Here is an 18,483-nt window from a genome sequence, read left to right on the forward strand (position 1 = left end):
GGCCTTAACGCGGCAGGCCACCGTTACTGAAGGCATCCTGGCCGGCGCGGTGTCCCGGTCGCGGTGCGGCAAGGATATGTTCCCCGGGCTGCAGTCCCGAGAGCACCGGCACAAAACCGTTACCCATTGGTTCACCCAGGCGCACCAGGCGTAACTGGGTCTTGCGATCCTGACCTATCACAAATACCGCCGGCAGGCTGCCGCGGCGTACCGCCGAGTATTCCGGGATCACCGGCATCAGTTGCCCGCGCGAATCACCATCCGGCAACATCACCTCGGCATACAGACCCGGTCCGGCCGGGGTGCCCTCCGGCAGGTCAAGTTTCACACTCACGGTATGGCGATTGGCATGCGCGGCCGGGTAGATCTGCGCCACCTGCACCTCGACCGGGCCGCCAACATCAAGACGCGCCGGCACAGACATACCGATTTGCAGGGCGCCGACGATACGCACCGGGACCTCAATCTGGATTTGCAAGCGACTGACGTCGGCAAAACTGATCAACGGCTCACCCGGCTGCACCGTGTCACCGACCTCGACAAACTTCTCTGTGATCACCCCGGCAAACGGCGCCACCGTGCGGGCATCGCGCAGTTTTGCCTCAACGGCATCGATACCGGAGTGGGCCTGTAACATCTGCGACTGGGCCTCGTGGATCCGACTGCCCTCGCCATACAGGTCGGCCTGCCGCTCCAGCCACGGGTTGCCCATACCAAAATTGCTACCCATGCCGCGGGTAAAAAACTGGTCAAACATTGATGGCAGGCCCATGCCGGGCGTACGCCCGATATCGCGGGAACGCGGCGCCCACAGCTCACGCGAATATTGCACGCGGCTGTTACGTAACATGCTTTCCGCCGAGCCTAACTGGGCCAGGGCACGGCGACGCTCGGCCGCGAGGCCGTCGTCACTCAGGCCGATAATCAGTTGTTTGTCATCAAACCAGTCGCCCTCACGCCCGCCAAGAAACTCGACGCGACCCGGCAGTTGTGCGGTCAGGGTGACTTCACGGGTGGCGACGACACTGCCGCCCAGGATCATGTTGCTGCCCTGGGGCGCGGCCATGACCACATACACGCCATTGGCAGCATAACCCGTGGTCATGCCCGGGTAAGCGGGCTGGCCCGACATTGGCGGCATGGCCTGCAGCGCGGGCAGGGTCACGAGACAGGCCGCAGCGACCAGTATTTTGATTGATTTTTGCTTGATTTTCATTGTCTTACCCGAGTGATCCCTGTGTTTGTGACCGACTGGGCACCCCGCCCATTGAGCCACGTATTAACACTTATATAAATACAGTGCAGACATTGTGCCAATTAGTATCTTATTGTTTTCAGAGGTTTTATTTTCATGACGTTGCAGGTGGTCTGCAACACCGGTAAACCCCACTGGCACAGATAATGGCTAGTATCTCAGTCTATTAGCGAATACTTATTGTTGTTGCACCCGTTGCAACGTCAGTGCAACATGACTGTTAACTACTATTCACACTATTGGTTATATCACATGTCACAGCTGGATCAATTCGTCGCCGCCCTGGAATCCATTTTGCATCACGTCGAGGACGGGATCCTCATCGCCGATAACGAGCAGACCCTGCTCTATCACAACCAGCTGTTCCGCGACCTGCTCGCGATCCCAGAGGACAAATCGCTGCTGCATATGCGCGACCTCGAGGGGTTAAACCTGAAAAAGGAATTACTGCGCGCGGCCATCGAGGCCGGGCAAACCGATGCCGCCAGCCGCCCCATCGACAGTTTTGTCGAGTTTGAGCATGTTCACGTAGCCGGGGAGTCGGCCCGCCACCTGCGCATTCGCAGTGGTGTGGTGCGTTCCCCCTGCACCACGGCACCGCTACGCCTACTCATCGTCCGTGACTACACCGAACAGCAGCAGCTGCGCGCCGTGCTCTCGCACGCCGATGAAAGCGGCATGGTCACCCATGACCCGCAAATGCTCGAGATCATCGCCCGCCTCGAGCAAATCGCCCCCAGCCCGGCCTTTGTCCTGCTGCAGGGCGAATCCGGCACCGGCAAGACCCAGCTGGCCCGCTATCTGCACAACAAGAGCGCCCGCCGTGATGGCCCCTACGTGGAGGTCAACTGCGCTGCCATCCCGCACAGCCTGATCGAGTCGGAGTTATTCGGTCATGTAAAAGGCGCCTATACCGGTGCCCATCAGCAACGCGCCGGACGCTTCCAGGCCGCCCATGGCGGCACCCTGTTTCTCGATGAGATCAGCGAGGTGCCCATCGAACTGCAGGCCAAGCTGTTACGCGCCGTGCAGGATCAGAAGTTTGAGATGGTCGGTTCGGATAAAACCATTAGTGTCGATGTCCGCGTGATCACGGCGAGCAACCGTAACCTGCGCGAGGCCGTTGATGATGGCAGCTTCCGCGCAGACCTTTACTATCGCCTCGCCGTGATCCCCATCCACATCCCCGCCCTGCGCGAGCGCCCCGGCGATATCCCGACGCTGATCCAGCACTTCACGCAGCAACTCGCCGCGCGCGGCTACCCGAGCAACACCGAGTGGGACCAGGAGGCCATAAACCTGATGATGAATTACCCCTGGCCCGGCAACGTGCGTGAACTCTGCAATGCCGTCGAACACGGCATCATCTGTGCCGAGGCCGGGCGGGTCACCGCACACAGCCTGCCGCAAGACCTGCTCCACTACACCGGGCGAGGCATGGCAGCAAATAGCCACTACCTACAAGCCGAGCAAAATGAACTGCAACGCGAAGCGATCATGACGGCCCTTCGTGAGGCCAACGGCAACCGCGCCGAGGCCGCCGACAAACTCGGCATCAACCGCACCACCCTGTGGCGACGCATGCAAAAACTCGGCATCGATGAAGCCGCGGTGATGTCGCATTGAGTTGTGGTATTGGTTTAAGGCTAAAATAATCGGATGGAGTCAAGATAAGGTTCTGCTTACGACCCAAAGCGGACATTGGGAATATTGTTTTTTTAGCTTTGGTTGACGTTATCGACTCAGCAGAAGTAGAGTCAATTGAAGTGACTTCTTAAAAAGAAGAGTGATATCTCATTTTCATCAAAAGTGAGACATAACACACCTTAATTAATACGGAATATTGGTGGGTAAGAATATTAAAGCAAAGGAATTGTTTCAAAGCATGATCCTAAAATCACAAAAATCTGGCGTGTTATGTGGCAGTAATGACATATATATAGTTATGTTTTTTTGAAGTGATAGGTTTCGAGTCATAGAGGACACTATTAGTCCTGCTGATGAAAAAAAGTTTAAAAAAGGAGTAGAAGCGCTAGGAGTTCAGTGCTCTATTATGCACGCTGGGGATACTATAGATTTAAACGGTGAATAACACATAACAAGTCATCCAAACCGTCGCCAAAAAGCGGCGCGGCTTAATTCAACCGTTAGGCAGGATACATAAGGAGTAATTATATGAAATTAAGCTTGAAATATTTTGCATGCCTTAGCATGCTTCTATTCACGCCAGTTACTACATTTGCTAACTCAGGGTGGACAAATCACGTCCAAGTAACAGAGCTTACGCCAACTACCCATGAACGCTTCCTTGTTACATTAAATGTAACTAAAAACCCTAGTGGTTGTAAAAATAAGGAAATATTTTATCAAGACTATAGCTCTTCTGGTTCTGAAAAAATGTTCCACACACTTTTGGAAGCAGTTGTTTCAGGTAAAAAAGTCCGTGTTTTTGTAACAGGTAAATGTGAACTTAATGGATACTCAGAGATATCGTCGGTTGGTATAACACTATAAAGCTGTTGTGTATACCGCCTAATAAGCGCATCAAGTTCGTTCCTGTGTGAGTAGCTGGGTGCGAAAAAAATCACGCGCCACTTATGTAAACGTTGAACTCACAATACTGTGTGGTCATTCGGTAAATTCGATTAATTGTGATTCAGGAGTTTCCGGCTGACATTACTATTTTATGTGAACGGATTGTTTTAATTGTGGCTTCTGAAAGCAGACGTTTTTAAGGAAACTCTCTACCACGGATCTGAGTCGCATAAACAATATTAAGTATCTTATATGTTGCGCCATAGAATGAGTATAAGAGATGAAATAACCACTCAATAAAGTTACTGTGATAAAAAGCATTGACCTTTCTTTCCACCGTGCAACATAAGTAAAAGCGAGTACGACGTATTGCTATATTGTTCCCAGGTGGTAATGGAGTAACCGCATGCCCCAAGACAAGCTAACCAACCATGAGCCACTGAATGAGGGCGTGGTGTTTCATGTTCATGGTGTTACCAAGGCGTACCAGATGGGCGAGGTACAGGTGCATGCCCTGCGCGGAGTGGATTTGGACCTATATAGTGGTGAATTTACGGTACTGTTGGGGGCCTCGGGTAGCGGCAAATCCACTCTATTGAATATCCTTGGCGGACTGGATACCCCAACTGAAGGGCATGTGTTTTATGGCGAGCGCGATTTGACCCGTGCTACCGAGACTATGCTGACCGAATACCGTCGTTACCATGTCGGTTTTGTCTTCCAGTTTTACAATCTGATCCCAAGTCTCACCGCGCGAGAAAATGTCTCGGTTGTTACCGAGATTGCACAGACTCCCATGCAGCCGGAAGAGGCCTTGCGACTGGTTAACCTAAGTGATCGCATGGATCATTTTCCGGCACAGCTTTCCGGTGGCGAACAACAGCGGGTCGCCATTGCCCGCGCGATTGCGAAACAACCGGATGTATTGTTATGCGATGAACCAACTGGTGCACTCGATTCCAAAACAGGCATCGTGGTACTGGAAGCCCTGCAACGGGTCAACCAGGAACTGGGCACCACCACGGCGGTGATTACTCATAATGCGGGTATTGCCCAAATGGCGGATCGGGTAATTCATCTGGCCGACGGCCGTATTAGCCAGGTGTATGCCAATGAAACCAAACTCGCTCCCAGTGAACTGAGTTGGTGAAACGATGAAGGCCATCGACAAAAAACTCTGGCGTGACCTTTGGCAATTGCGTGGTCAGGCCTTCGCCATCACGCTGGTGCTTGCCTGTGGTGTAGCGACATATGTTATGTTTTTAAGCACACTGGATTCGTTGAACCAGACAAGGTCAACGTTTTATCGTGACTACCGTTTTGCCGATGTGTTTGTCTCACTGGTACGGGCGCCGGAGTCAGTGCGGCAGAGAATCACCGAAATACCAGGTGTTGCTGATGTGGTTACCCGGGTTGGGGGAAGCGTTACGGTCGATCTTCCCGATTTCCCCGAACCTGTATCCGGATTTATCATTTCGGTACCGGATCAGGGGGAAATACATCTAAATGATATGTATCTACGTGAAGGTCGTAAAATAGATAGTGGCAATAATGATGAAATTGTCATTAGTGAAGGATTTGCAAAAGCACACGGTCTTCATCCTGGTGATCGGCTCAGTGTTATTATTAAAGGGATTCGCAAAGAACTTCGCATTGTCGGCACCGGCATGTCACCGGAGTACCTTTCTTTGGTACCGCCAGGCAGCTTCTTCCCTGATCCGAAACGACAGATTTTTATTTGGATGGCCCGTACGCCGCTTGGCCATGCCTTTGACATGCATGGCGCATTCAACAGTGTCGCGCTGCGGCTCGATGCCGGGGTGAAGGTGCAGGATGTGATCACGCATCTCGATGATCTACTGAAACCTTACGGGGGAGGGGGTGCGATATCCCGTGAAGATCAACCGTCGTACAAGTATCTATCACATGAAATCGATCAATTTGACAACCTGTCTAATGTCTTTCCCGGAATTTTCCTGGGCGTCGCCGCATTTTTATTAAATGTGGTAATAACCCGTCTTGTAGCAACGCAGAGAGAACAGATCGCTGTCCTGAAAGCCTTTGGTTACAGCAATACCGACGTGACCCTGCATTATATACAGTTGGTATTGGTAATCGTAACCATTGGTACGGGCTTGGGAATAGTGCTTGGCTTATGGTTGGGGAACATGCTGGCGGAAATATACGTTGCATATTTTCGCTTGCCTTATCTGCAATTTGTCTTACAACCTGTGGTCATCATCAAGGCGGTATTTGTAAGTATTGCTGCTGCAATGATTGGTGCCATATTTGCTGTGCATAGAGCAGCGCAGTTACGTCCGGCCGAGGCGATGCGCCCTGAAGCACCTGCAGTGTATCGGCAAAGTATATTGGAGTATACCTGGCTGAAGTCCAGGTTCTCCTCTCCGACCCGTATGATCCTCCGCCATATGGAACGACACCTGATTAAATCGGCACTGTCAATTATCGGGATAGCCCTGGCATGTGGTGTTGTGATGTCAGGGCGTTTTACAGAAGATAGCGTGAGCTACATCATGGATGTGCAATTCAAATTTTCCCAACGCCAGGATTTGTTACTTTCCTTTATTGAGCCGACAGAATACCGGTCTTTATATGATTTATTAAATATGCCCGGCGTCGAGCATGGTGAGGTATTTCGTAGTGTACCGGTAAGGTTGCATCATGGACATCTCAATTTTCGAACAGCAATTACAGGACTGGAGCCGGGGGGGCATATTATCCAATTCCTGAATGCTGATCTCAAACCCTTTCGGCTACCTGCATCGGGTATTGTCTTGTCGGATTATTTTGTGAATATCCTCGACGTAAAACCCGGCGACTGGATCACCGTTGAAATATTGGATGGCAAAGGCACCCGACGGCAAGTACAGGTTGTCGCACTCGGCAGGCAATATCTCGGCCTTACCGGCTATATGGCCATCCAATCCCTTAACCGCCTGTTACGAGAACCTCATGCAATCAATGGCGCACTACTGAGTGTTGATGAACGTGAAATGCCTGATATTTTAAAACGCCTGAAAAAAATACCACGAATAGCAGCGAGCAGCGTGCGGCAACAGGAGATTAAAAACTATCGTAAGACTATGGATCAGACCATGCTGTTTTACACGACGATAGCAAGCATTTTTGCAGTGGTGATTGCAGTGGGTATTGTTTATAACAGCGCGCGGATCATGCTCATCGAGCGTGGTCGCGAACTGGCCAGTTTGCGTGTGCTCGGACTGAAGCGCAGTGAAATTTCATATATTTTGCTGGGTGAACTAGCAATACTGACCCTGTTGGCGATTCCCTTGGGCTTTTTATTTGGTTACGGGCTTTGTGGTTACATCGCGAGCACTCTTCAGAACGAGATATTCCGTGTTCCATTGGTTCTGGAACCGGATACCTATGCTTTTGCCGCGCTGGTGGTTCTGGTTGCCGCAACGGCATCCGCTTTTATGGTACACCGTCAATTAGATAAACTGGATTTGATCGCCGTGCTGAAAACGAAGGAATAATCCATTATGAAACTACCTCATCACACCGGATTGATTGGGACAATCGTTGCCATCATCGTCGGTCTGGTTATTGGATTCTGGCCACAACCGAGTTGGGTGGAGGTGGCAAGGGTTTCACGCGCTCCACTGCTGGTGACGGTAGTCGAAGAGGGCAAGACCCGCGTGATCGACCGATACATAATTTCGGCACCGGTGACCGGTGTGGCCTGTCGTGTTGACATGAATGTTGGGGACAACGTGACGCAAGGCCAGGTATTACTGGGGCTTGACCCCATGCAATCGGAAGTGCTGGATCCACGACGTCGGGAGGAAGCAAAAGCAAGGGTGGCCGCAGCGGCTTCAGCCTTGCGCGCTGCTGAAGAAAATGCCCGCGCAGCCAAGGCAGATGCCGATTATGCCGCAACCGAGCTAACTCGAATTAAAAAGCTGTTTGAGACAGGGCATGTTTCTCATGATGTCATGGACAAAGCGAACACAGCTGCGCACAGTACCAGTGCGGCCCAGCGTTCTACAAATTTTGCAGTGGACGTTGCCCGATATGATCTGGCGGCTGCCAAAACCGCCCTGAAATATTCAGCGGCACAGGAAATCGATGCTGCCGAAAAAGTCCCGATTCGAGCACCGGTTACCGGACAGATTTTGAAGATCCACCATGAATGCAAGGGTGTGGTGACGGCTGGTCAGCCGATCCTTGAGGTGGGTGATACAAGTCAACTGGAGGTGGAAATCGAGGTTTTATCTGAGGATGCAGTCAGTATTATACCCGGCATGCGCGTGTTGTTTCACCGATGGGGAAAAAACCAACAGCCACTAGAAGGCCGTGTCCGCACGATTGAGCCGGTCGGTTTCACCAAAGTATCGGCACTGGGTGTTGAAGAGCAGCGTGTGTTAATCATTGCCGATATTACTTCACCATATGAACAATGGTCACGGTTAGGAGATGGCTATCGCGTCGAGGCACAGTTCATTCTCTGGGAAGAAAAAAATGTCTTGCAGATCCCTGCCAGTGCACTGTTTCATTATCAGGATGCCTGGGCCGTATTTGTACTGGAAAATGGCCGTGCCTACCGACGGGTAATTAAAATTGGCCAGCGTAACGGGCTGGTGGCCCAGGTGTTCGACGGATTGACCATGGAAGAAAAAGTTATTTTGTATCCCGATGATACGATCAGTAACGGTAAGCGAGTGAAGGTGCGTACGTATAACTAAAAATATTTAATCGGTAGCAAGTAGGGCAGGCACTGAAATGAAAAAATTCTTAAAGTGGATTGGAATAACATTTGTTTCTCTGGTTATATTGAGCGGAATATTTTTAGTGATAAGTTACTCCTACAACAAATACACAGTGCAACAGTGGCTGAAAGATCCATTCTCACGAGGAGAAATGATAGACATTGGCACCCACAAACTCTATGCCGCAGTTAAGGGGGAGGGTTCTCCAGCCGTTATTTTAATAGCGGGTGGAAATTCCTTCTCGTGGGGTTGGTGGGATATCCAGGATGAACTGGCCAAAACGACTAAAGTGCTTACCTATGATCGGGCAGGTTATGGATGGAGCGAGGTAAGTCCCGAGCCGTACTCAAGTAAACAGATCGTTACAGAGTTGCATACTTTATTGCAGAAGTTGGCCATTGATCCACCTTATATTGTTGTGGGCGCCTCCATGGGTGGTATCTATACAAAACACTTTGCAAAACTTTATCCCGATGAAATTAGTGGTGCCGTATTTGTTGATCCATCGGCCCGGGATGAGAAAAAATTGCGCGATCCAAAATACCAGCAGGGGGTATTGAGGCAAAGTAAAAAGATTTCGCGGAACGAAATTTCCGCCAAACTGGGCCTGTTCAGATTTTACGCCGATTATTTACTTCGCATGCACAAGGTTCCCGAATTTCAAAGGGCCTTTGGTGTTGAAGCACTTTCTAATCCTATTCAACATAAACAATTCTCGAAGCATTTTTCCTCACTTTACCGGATAGATGGCAACCACTATTTGAATGCTCCAACTGGTTTTCCGAATGTGCCAGTAAAAGTAATTGTTCAGGATAATGAAGTGACAATTAAATACGCATATGAGGTTGATGAAATAAATAAAGGAAATCCAGAACAAAAAGTAAGAGCCTATTTAAAGGCCGCCAAGGAACGGCAACGACAAAATTACATGACGCTATCTAGTAATAGCGAGTGGGTGTTGGCAAAAGGAAGCGGGCATAATATTCAATTTGACCGTCCTGACTTGGTTATAAGCTCAGTTAACAAAATAATACGCGATATCAAGAATTCGAGCCAGGATATGTCTGACGGGAAAAACTAATATACAGTTAAATTCATTTTGTGGTCGACCAACTGTCAACACAAAGTACTAAAAGAATAGCTAGGATAGTTAGTTTCAGCTAAATACAATTTATGTTCACAAAAGGCCAAAAATTTATGACCATGTGTAGGGGATGCATAAAGTTTTAATTTGGATAAGTCGATCTTTAACCTTGCACTACATAGGAAAAAATTGAATGACCGCTTTCGCTGAAAAACAGTCGTCCATGGTGACAACACGAGCGACCGCTTCTGGCCGGAAGTAGCCGTTTAAAACCTGCAGATTTCTGAACCCGTCAGTTTGATCAAACCGAGACTACTGCTACCTATGACAGCACCAGGTTATCGCGGTGAATCAGCTCTGGCTCACCGACATAACCGAGCAAGGCTTCAATACGCTCACTGGTCTGACCCATGATGCGGCGTGATTCTTCGGCGTTGTAATTAATCAGCCCGCGTGCAATCTCCCGACCCGCGGCATCAACACAACGCACCACCTCACCACGGGCAAACTCCCCCTCTACTGCCGTGACACCGACGGCCAGCAGGCTGCTGCCCGACTGGCTGAGTTTTGTCACCGCGCCGGCATCGATTTGCAGGCTGCCGCGCATCTTCAACTGCCCGGCCAGCCATTGCTTGCGTGCGGCGAGCACTTCACTCTCGGCGGTAAGGAAGCTGCCGACTTCATCACCGCCACGAATAGTTGATAAGACCTGTTCGCTGCGACCGGAGGCGATCACGGTGGCAGTGCCGGAACGCGAGGCCAGCCGTGCGGCACGGATCTTGGTGAGCATGCCGCCACGGCCGAGTGCCGAGCCCTCACCGGCCATGGCCATGAGTGAATCGTCCTTGGCCTCGGCCTGGTGGATTAATTTTGCATCAGCGTTACTGCGTGGGTCGCTGTCGAACAGGCCCTGTTGATCGGTAAGGATCACGAGCAGGTCGGCCTCAACGAGGTTGGCGACCAGCGCGGCGAGGGTATCGTTATCACCAAAGCGGATCTCGTCGGTGACCACGGTATCGTTTTCATTGACGATCGGGATCACATTGACGCCATGCAGGGTACGCAGGGTACTGCGGGCATTGATGTAACGCTCACGACTGGAGAGGTCTTCGTGGGTCAGCAGGATCTGCGCGGTATGGATACCGTGTTTCTGAAAGGCCGACTCGTAACACTGCACCAGGCCCATTTGGCCAACGGCGGCGGCGGCCTGGAGTTTGTGAATTTCATGCGGACGTTTTTGCCAGCCGAGACGTTGCATGCCTTCGGCGACCGCACCGGAAGACACCAGTGTGATCTGCACGCCACTGTTACGCAGGGCGACGATTTGTTCGACCCAGGTATTAATGGCGGCGGTATCCAGACCGCGGCCGTCATTGGTCAACAGCGCGCTGCCGATCTTGACGACCCAGTTTTTTGTCTTGGAGATGTCGGCGCGGATTTTCATTATTCTCGATTCTAATAGAGGCCAGCGGCAGAGGCCAGTAGCATGAATTGGCAACACAGATTAGCGATATCTGAACGTAAAACTTATGACTCGTCCTTTGACGCCTGTTTTTCTCTTTGTGCCTCGTACGCTGCCTGCTCGGCACGTTCCCTCTCATCCCTGGCGCGCTGTTCAATATAGTCCATGATCGCACCCATTAATTCTTTTGTGCCCATGCCGCTGACGGCGGAGATCTTGAACACCGGCCCGGACCATTCGAGGCGATCAATAATGCCCTGGCAGTGTGCCTCACGTTCGGCTTCCGGCAACACGTCGAGTTTGTTCAGCACCAGCCAGCGCGGCAGCGCGGCCAGTTCCTCACTGAACTTTTCCAGTTCGGCGGCCAGCACCTTGACATCCTCCGCCGGGTCACTGAGCCCGCCCGGAGGCTGCACATCAACCAGGTGCAAGAGCAACCGCGTACGTGCCAGGTGCTTGAGGAAACGAATACCCAGGCCGGCGCCTTCCGAGGCACCTTCGATCAGCCCGGGGATATCGGCAATCACGAAACTGCGGTGTGTCTCAATACTGACCACGCCCAGGTTCGGGTGCAGGGTCGTAAACGGGTAGTCGGCCACCTTCGGGCGTGCCGCCGAGACCCGGCTCAGCAAGGTCGACTTGCCGGCATTCGGCAGGCCCAGCAGCCCGACATCGGCCAGTACCTTCAATTCCAGGCGCAGACGGCGACGTTCTCCCTCGGTGCCCGAGGTCGCCTGACGCGGCGCACGATTGGTACTGCTCTTGAAGTGAATATTGCCGAGGCCGTGATGCCCGCCCTGCGCCACCTTGAGGGTCTGTCCCTGTTTGGTGACATCGCCGATCATTTCTTCGGTGTCTCTATCCCAGACCATGGTGCCGAGCGGCACCTGGATATAAATATCCTCACCACCCTTACCGGTGCACTGCCGACCCTTGCCATTCTCACCACGCTCGGCGCGGAAGGATTTGGTAAAACGAAAATCGGCGAGGGTATTCAGGCCCTGCTCACCGACAAAATAAACGCTGCCGCCATCGCCGCCGTCGCCGCCATCCGGGCCGCCTCTGGGGATGTACTTCTCACGGCGAAAACCGACACAGCCATTACCGCCGTCGCCTGCCTCTACCTTGATGTTTACTTCATCGACGAATTGCATGGTTTACATCTCGAGTAAAACGAAAAAAGCCCCGTCAGCAGACGGGGCTTCTTGTTCTGGCCTAGGCCAGAAATTTATGCCGCGACAATGCTGACAAAGGTGCGCTTCTTCGGGCCCTTAACTTCAAAAAGTACCTTGCCGTCTGCCTTCGCAAACAGGGTGTGGTCACGACCACAACCTACGTTGCTACCAGGATTGAACTTGGTACCACGCTGACGAACCAGGATGTTACCGGCCAGGACTGCTTCACCACCGTAACGCTTCACGCCAAGTCGTTTCGACTCTGAATCGCGACCGTTACGTGTACTACCGCCTGCTTTTTTATGTGCCATGAGTGCTGCTCCTCAATCTGTTCGGACTTCAGCCGGCGATGCCGGTGATTTCGAGTTCTGTATAGGACTGACGATGGCCCTGTGTCGTGCGCGAATGTTTACGACGACGGAACTTGATAATGCGAATCTTTTCGCCGCGACCGTGTGATTTCACCGTGGCCGTTACCTTGCCGCCATCAATATAGGGCTTGCCAATCTTAACATCGTCGCCGTTCGCAACCATGAGTACCTTATCAATATCGAATGAGGCGCCTACATCAGCGGTCAGCTTCTCGACCTTGAGGGTCTGGCCTTCCGTTACTCGATACTGTTTGCCACCGGTCGCAATTACCGCGTACATATTGTTTCTCCAAAAGGGCCCGCCCATGCGAACCACAGATAACCTGAAAGGGCGGAAATTTTATACATATCGAGACCTTAGGTCAATCCGCAATTTCATTCCCCCGATTACGCTTGCGCCATCATAAGTCATTGATTATTATATAAATCAATCATTACTTGACCGATTCGGGCCACATCCCTAGCATGCAGCCTGCTTTAAAACGAGAATTATAATGGATTTGAACGCTGTACAGGCCCTGATCGCCGAGGATATGCAGGCGGTCGACACGCTCATCAAGACCCGACTCCACTCTGAGGTGGCGCTGGTTAACCAGCTTGGTCATTATATTGTGCACAGTGGCGGCAAGCGCCTGCGACCCATGCTGCACCTGCTCTGTGCCCGTGCCGCCGGTTATGAGGGCCAGCACCACCACGCGCTAGCGGCGATCATCGAGTTCATCCATACCGCCACCCTGCTCCACGATGACGTTGTAGATGGCTCCAGCCTGCGCCGTGGCCAGGACACCGCCAACGCCCTGTTCGGCAATGAGGCCAGCGTGCTGGTCGGCGATTTCCTCTATTCACGCGCCTTCGAGATGATGGTCGAGATCGGCGAGATGCGGGTCATGGATATCCTCTCGCACGCCACCAATACCATCGCCGAGGGCGAGGTCATGCAGCTGATGAATGTGCATGATGCCGACACCACAGAAGAAAATTATCTGAATGTCATCCACTGCAAAACCGCCAAGCTGTTCGAGGCGGCCGGTCAATTAGGCGCCGTGATCCAGGGCGCCCCGGCCGAGCAGGAACAGGCCCTCTCCGACTACGGCATGTACCTGGGTTCGGCCTTCCAGCTCATCGATGACGTGCTCGACTACAGCGCCAGCAGCGAGGATATCGGCAAGAACATTGGCGATGACCTGGCCGAGGGCAAACCCACCCTTCCCCTGATCTATACCATGCGTTACGGCACACCCGAACAGGCCGTGCTGGTGCGCACGGCCATTGAGAGCGGCGGCCTGGAACAAATCGATGCGGTAATGGAAGCCGTTGAATCTACCGGGGCCATCCAATACACTGCCGATTCTGCACGGCAGGCGGCCGACAAGGCCATTGCCGCCCTGCAGGTCCTGCCGGATTCGAAATACCGCGAGGCCTTACAGACGCTCGCTGAATTCTCGGTGAACCGCAGTTTTTAAACTCTACGGCGTGTAGCGCAGCCTGGTAGCGCACTTCGTTCGGGACGAAGGGGTCGGAGGTTCGAATCCTCTCACGCCGACCATTTTATTTCTAAAAAGAACGTGTTCGGATTACATCACAGCATAGAACCCCTTCGGGTTTCATTATGCATACCCTAACCTTCTCCGAAGGTTCAGGGCATCTCACGCCGACCATTTTATTTCTAAAAAGAACGTGTTCGGATTACATCACAGCATAGAACCCCTTCGGGTTTCATTATGCATACCCTAACCTTCTCCGAAGGTTCAGGGCATCTCACGCCGACCATTTTATTTCTAAAAAGAACGTGTTCGGATTACATCACAGCATAGAACCCCTTCGGGTTTCATTATGCATACCCTAACCTTCTCCGAAGGTTCAGGGCATCTCACGCCGACCATTTTATTTCTAAAAAGAACGTGTTCGGATTACATCACAGCATAGAACCCCTTCGGGTTTCATTATGCATACCCTAACCTTCTCCGAAGGTTCAGGGCATCTCACGCCGACCATTTTATTTCTAAAAAGAACGTGTTCGGATTACATCACAGCATAGAACCCCTTCGGGTTTCATTATGCATACCCTAACCTTCTCCGAAGGTTCAGGGCATCTCACGCCGACCATTTTATTTCTAAAAAGAACGTGTTCGGATTACATCACAGCATAGAACCCCTTCGGGTTTCATTATGCATACCCTAACCTTCTCCGAAGGTTCAGGGCATCTCACGCCGACCATTTTATTTCTAAAAAGAACGTGTTCGGATTACATCACAGCATAGAACCCCTTCGGGTTTTATTATGCATACCCTAGCCTTCTCCGAAGGTTCAGGGCATCTCACGCCGACCAACATAAAAGACATTGATGATTTCGGAATGATGATTGATGAATAGATCGAATCATCCGTGTTTCCTACTTAGCGTACCTTCGCGTCCTTTGCGGTAAAGTTTTTTCCAAAAAAAAACGCCCAACTAAGCCGGGCGTTTTTTTACTACTGCGAGACTCCTAGAACGGAATATCGTCATCAAAGTCATCAAAGCTGCCGCCACCGGAACTGCCGCCAGACGGTGCTGAGCCACCGGATGGCGCACCGCCGCCACTCGGCTGTCCACCACCACTGTTGAAGTTACCGCCACCGCCAGCGCTTCCCCCGCCGCCACCTTTGCTGCCTAACATCTGCATCTCGTTGGCGACGATCTCGGTTGTGTAACGGTCCTGGCCACTCTTGTCCTGCCACTTGCGCGTCTGCAGGCGGCCTTCGACATAAATCTGTGAACCCTTTTTCAGGTATTCGCCGACGATCTCGGCAAGGCGGGCAAAAAACACGACGCGGTGCCATTCGGTCTTTTCCTGGTTTTCGCCACTTTGTTTATCTTTCCAGGATTCGGTGGTGGCCACGGTGACATTCGCCACGGCGCCGCCGTTTGGCATGTAACGTACCTCCGGGTCTGCGCCCAGGTTGCCCACCAGAATTACCTTGTTTACTCCTCGAGCCATCTTCGTTTCTCCGTATCGTTCATCGTATGATATTTAGCTTGTTTTTCCTGATCGGACGCTCACGTGGCCGACACAATCAAAGCCGTACTATTACAGCGTGCAAAAGGCCGTGCAAGCAAAAAATAAACCTGCTACAAAACAGGGAGATAAGCTACTCAGGAGGCGAGCCGGGATTCGTATTCCTTGAGCCATACGGCCAGTTCATCGGCCGGGATCGGCCGCGACAGGAAGTAACCCTGGGCGACATCGCACTTCAGCTTGAGCAACTGCAACATGGTGGTCTGGCTTTCCACACCCTCGGCCACAACCTTGAGACCGAGGTTATGTGCCAGCTCAATGGTGGAGTGAACAATAATGGCATCGTTCTCATCTTCGAGCATGTTGATGACAAACGACTTGTCGATCTTCAGTTCACCAACGGGCAGCATTTTCAGGTAGCCCAGCGAGGAAAAGCCAGTACCAAAATCATCCACGGATAACTCGATGCCCATGGCGTTCAGTTCGGACATGATCATCCTGGCCCGCACCGGGTCATTCATCATCGCACTCTCGGTGATCTCGAGGGTGATAGCGGCGGGTTTGACGCCGTATTCCGTCAGGGCCTTTTCGATATCCATGGGCAACTGACTGTCCTGCAGATTGCGCGCCGACAGGTTCACCGACAGGCGAATACCGTAGCGGTTCAGGTAGCCGGCACAATCACGCAAGGCGGTATTCACCACCCAGCGCGTCAGGGTATCGATCTGCCCGGTGTGCTCGGCCATGTTGACAATATGCTCGGGGGAGATGTAACCCAGCTGTGGGTGTTCCCAGCGCAGCAGGGCCTCAATGGCGACAATTTCACGACTGACGATATCCACCTGCGGCTGGTAGTACAACTGCACCGCGCTGGCCACATCAAGCTCGTTATGTAGGTCACTGACCAGGGTCAGCTTGTCGACGCTGCCCTCGTCCTGTGACTGCTTATAGACGCTGTGACCAAGCTTGTTGCGCTTGGCGTGATACATGGCCACATCGGCATGCCGCACCAGGGTATCGGCATCATCACCATGCTGAGGGTACACGGCCACACCGATGCTCACCCCGACGTAGAGGTCCTGCCCCTCAATCGAGAAGGCCTCGTTGATGACACTGATGATCTTCTCGGCAAACTGGCTGGCCTGCACGGCAGTTGCATTCGGCGCGACGATGGCAAATTCGTCACCACCGAGTCGGGCCACCGTATCCGAGTCACGCAATACCCCCTTCAGGCGTTGCCCAACATGTTGCAACAATTGATCCCCAACCGGGTGCCCCAGCGCGTCATTGACCTCCTTGAAGCGGTCCAGGTCGAGTAGTAACAGCGCTATCGGCTGGGTGTTGCGACGCATGATGTGGATCGCCTGTTCAATACGGTCATTGAGCAGGGCCCGGTTGGGCAAACCGGTCAGGGCGTCATGCAGGGCCTGGTCTTCCAGGGCCATTTGCCGCTGATGGATCTGCTGACGCATGCGGTTAAAGGCCGACACCAGTTTATTCACTTCCTGGCTGCTATAATCTTCGAGATGGTATTGACCCTTTTCGCCGTCTTCGGTGATCGCCTTCGAAATCCTTTCAATCGGCTTTAATACGGAACGCTCTATCATCAGGTAAATCAAGCCCAGGAAGAACAGTGCCAGGCCGGCCAGCCCCCATAAGATGTAACTAATCGTCGTCGCGGCCGCCTGGACAAGCTCAACGTTCTTTTCCATCCATACATGAACACCGCTTTCCAGGGCGTTCAGCGCTTCATAGACCAGTTGCTGGTTGGGGCGAATCACATTACTCATGTATTCGAGGTCGGCACGCCACAACTTGGAACTGCGCAGTTGCTTGGCCGTCTCCCAGTTTTCCCGCCACGCGCGTGTGGCCTGCTGCATGGTTTCCAGTGCCTGCTCAGACTCGAAACCGAGTTCGCCGGCATTGTGCAACTGTTGCAATAAGGCGAGTTTCGCCACGATCGCGGTATGAAAACTCTCGATATTCGTTTCCTGCGAGATCTCGTTGGTCGCATTCAGGCCGGCAAAACGGATGATCACGGCGCGAAAATCCAGGATCATTTTCCGCCACAGGTCACCGGCCTCATCAAACTGTCCGTACAACTCGGAGGCATAGCTGCGTCCATCCAGTTCTGCAATCTCATTCAGGGCCTGCTGCACGGCAGTTTCAAAATTTTGATTCGGCTCCAGCAAGCGTTCAGTGATATAAGGCAGCAGTGGATAGACCCAGTTTGCGTCACGGCGTTTTTCCACCAGGTACTCAACTTTGTCCTGCAACAGGCTGAAGCTCACCTCGAGGGTCTTCAGGTCATCGCTCAAGCCCGTTACATGCAGGGCTGGTATCACATTCAAGGCTGATAATTTTCGCTGTGCGTGGTGCATGTTACGGGCGATGATCAGTTCATGCTCGGCCTCAGGGCTTAGCAGCATCGCGTTCAGCGCGCTGTCTGCCGCCCAGATGCCGTTGCGGATCTCGGCCATGAGTTCCTCGGCCTGGTTTTGCAGGCTCAGGCCACGGGTATTTTGCCGGGAGACATCATTCGCATACCAGTTGGCCAGTAACGCCCCCCCCAATAACAACACGGCCAGTATCCCGGCGATGCTCAGGTAACGGCGTCGCAGGCTACACAGGCGTAGAGCGTCTTTGCATTCAGGATTTATCGGCATTCTGCTAAATATTTCTTTAAACGTGGCAATCAACCATGCCCAAACTGACCGCCTGACTCCTGTCACGCGGTTTGAGAGATATCTTTAATAATATATCGGCCAGGTGCGAGTCCGATTAAAGATCTTAATAAAGGTTATTACATAGAGTAAAACTACGTTTAAGCACCCGCAAGTAAAAACCGGCATCG

14 protein-coding genes and 1 tRNA gene are annotated in these 18,483 nt (G+C 52.3%); 8 read left to right on the top strand and 7 right to left on the bottom strand.

Annotation, left to right across the window (positions count from 1 at the left end; all coding sequences use genetic code 11):
* Positions 1 to 4: 4 nt before the first annotated feature.
* A complete protein-coding gene (locus tag EL386_RS11605; RefSeq protein ID WP_232020203.1) occupies positions 5 to 1,216 on the bottom strand; it encodes an efflux RND transporter periplasmic adaptor subunit in 1,212 nt (403 codons plus the stop codon).
* A 291-nt stretch (positions 1,217 to 1,507) separates the two neighbouring features.
* Between EL386_RS11605 and EL386_RS11610 the strand changes: the two genes are divergently transcribed.
* The 6 genes from EL386_RS11610 to EL386_RS11635 all read left to right on the top strand — a co-directional run bounded on the left by EL386_RS11610 (position 1,508) and on the right by EL386_RS11635 (position 9,622).
* The gene (locus tag EL386_RS11610) at positions 1,508 to 2,881 is read left to right on the top strand and encodes a sigma-54 interaction domain-containing protein (RefSeq protein ID WP_172597716.1); all 1,374 of its coding nucleotides are present in this window, start codon (positions 1,508 to 1,510) and stop codon (positions 2,879 to 2,881) included.
* Between the two features lie 549 nt (positions 2,882 to 3,430).
* A complete protein-coding gene (locus tag EL386_RS11615; RefSeq protein ID WP_126456387.1) occupies positions 3,431 to 3,769 on the top strand; it encodes a hypothetical protein in 339 nt (112 codons plus the stop codon).
* Between the two features lie 427 nt (positions 3,770 to 4,196).
* Entirely contained in the window at positions 4,197 to 4,940 is a 744-nt protein-coding gene (locus tag EL386_RS11620; protein WP_126456389.1) for an ABC transporter ATP-binding protein, read from the top strand.
* A gap of 4 nt (positions 4,941 to 4,944) precedes the next feature.
* Positions 4,945 to 7,308, top strand: coding sequence for an ABC transporter permease (locus EL386_RS11625; protein WP_126456391.1), 2,364 nt, complete (start codon positions 4,945 to 4,947; stop codon positions 7,306 to 7,308).
* A gap of 6 nt (positions 7,309 to 7,314) precedes the next feature.
* Positions 7,315 to 8,517 (top strand): efflux RND transporter periplasmic adaptor subunit, encoded by a 1,203-nt coding sequence (locus EL386_RS11630; protein ID WP_126456393.1) that lies wholly within the window; start codon positions 7,315 to 7,317, stop codon positions 8,515 to 8,517.
* Positions 8,518 to 8,554: 37 nt separating this feature from the next.
* The gene (locus EL386_RS11635) at positions 8,555 to 9,622 is read left to right on the top strand and encodes an alpha/beta fold hydrolase (protein ID WP_126456395.1); all 1,068 of its coding nucleotides are present in this window, start codon (positions 8,555 to 8,557) and stop codon (positions 9,620 to 9,622) included.
* Between the two features lie 325 nt (positions 9,623 to 9,947).
* Here the strand turns inward: EL386_RS11635 and proB are convergent, their stop codons facing one another.
* The 4 genes from proB to rplU form a co-directional block, all read right to left on the bottom strand.
* Complete coding sequence (gene proB, locus EL386_RS11640) at positions 9,948 to 11,072, bottom strand: glutamate 5-kinase (protein WP_420856734.1); 1,125 nt, start codon at positions 11,070 to 11,072, stop codon at positions 9,948 to 9,950.
* Positions 11,073 to 11,152: 80 nt separating this feature from the next.
* Positions 11,153 to 12,241, bottom strand: a complete 1,089-nt coding sequence (gene cgtA, locus EL386_RS11645) for an Obg family GTPase CgtA (protein ID WP_126456399.1) — start codon at positions 12,239 to 12,241, stop codon at positions 11,153 to 11,155.
* A 74-nt stretch (positions 12,242 to 12,315) separates the two neighbouring features.
* The gene (rpmA, locus tag EL386_RS11650) at positions 12,316 to 12,573 is read right to left on the bottom strand and encodes a 50S ribosomal protein L27 (RefSeq protein WP_126456401.1); all 258 of its coding nucleotides are present in this window, start codon (positions 12,571 to 12,573) and stop codon (positions 12,316 to 12,318) included.
* Between the two features lie 28 nt (positions 12,574 to 12,601).
* Complete coding sequence (rplU, locus tag EL386_RS11655; RefSeq protein WP_126456403.1) at positions 12,602 to 12,913, bottom strand: 50S ribosomal protein L21; 312 nt, start codon at positions 12,911 to 12,913, stop codon at positions 12,602 to 12,604.
* Positions 12,914 to 13,127: 214 nt separating this feature from the next.
* Between rplU and ispB the strand changes: the two genes are divergently transcribed.
* A complete protein-coding gene (gene ispB, locus EL386_RS11660) occupies positions 13,128 to 14,096 on the top strand; it encodes an octaprenyl diphosphate synthase (RefSeq protein ID WP_126456405.1) in 969 nt (322 codons plus the stop codon).
* Positions 14,097 to 14,102: 6 nt separating this feature from the next.
* Positions 14,103 to 14,179, top strand: a tRNA-Pro gene (locus EL386_RS11665).
* 940 nt (positions 14,180 to 15,119) lie between these two features.
* Here EL386_RS11665 and ssb read toward each other — a convergent pair.
* Together ssb and EL386_RS11675 are read right to left on the bottom strand one after the other, a co-directional pair.
* Positions 15,120 to 15,611 (bottom strand): single-stranded DNA-binding protein, encoded by a 492-nt coding sequence (ssb, locus tag EL386_RS11670; RefSeq protein ID WP_126456407.1) that lies wholly within the window; start codon positions 15,609 to 15,611, stop codon positions 15,120 to 15,122.
* A gap of 155 nt (positions 15,612 to 15,766) precedes the next feature.
* On the bottom strand, positions 15,767 to 18,295 hold the full coding sequence (locus EL386_RS11675) for a putative bifunctional diguanylate cyclase/phosphodiesterase (RefSeq protein ID WP_232020204.1): 2,529 nt from the start codon (positions 18,293 to 18,295) through the stop codon (positions 15,767 to 15,769).
* Positions 18,296 to 18,483: the final 188 nt, after the last annotated feature.

This window comes from Sulfuriflexus mobilis (assembly GCF_003967195.1).
Taxonomy (GTDB): Bacteria; Pseudomonadota; Gammaproteobacteria; order AKS1; family AKS1; genus Sulfuriflexus; species Sulfuriflexus mobilis.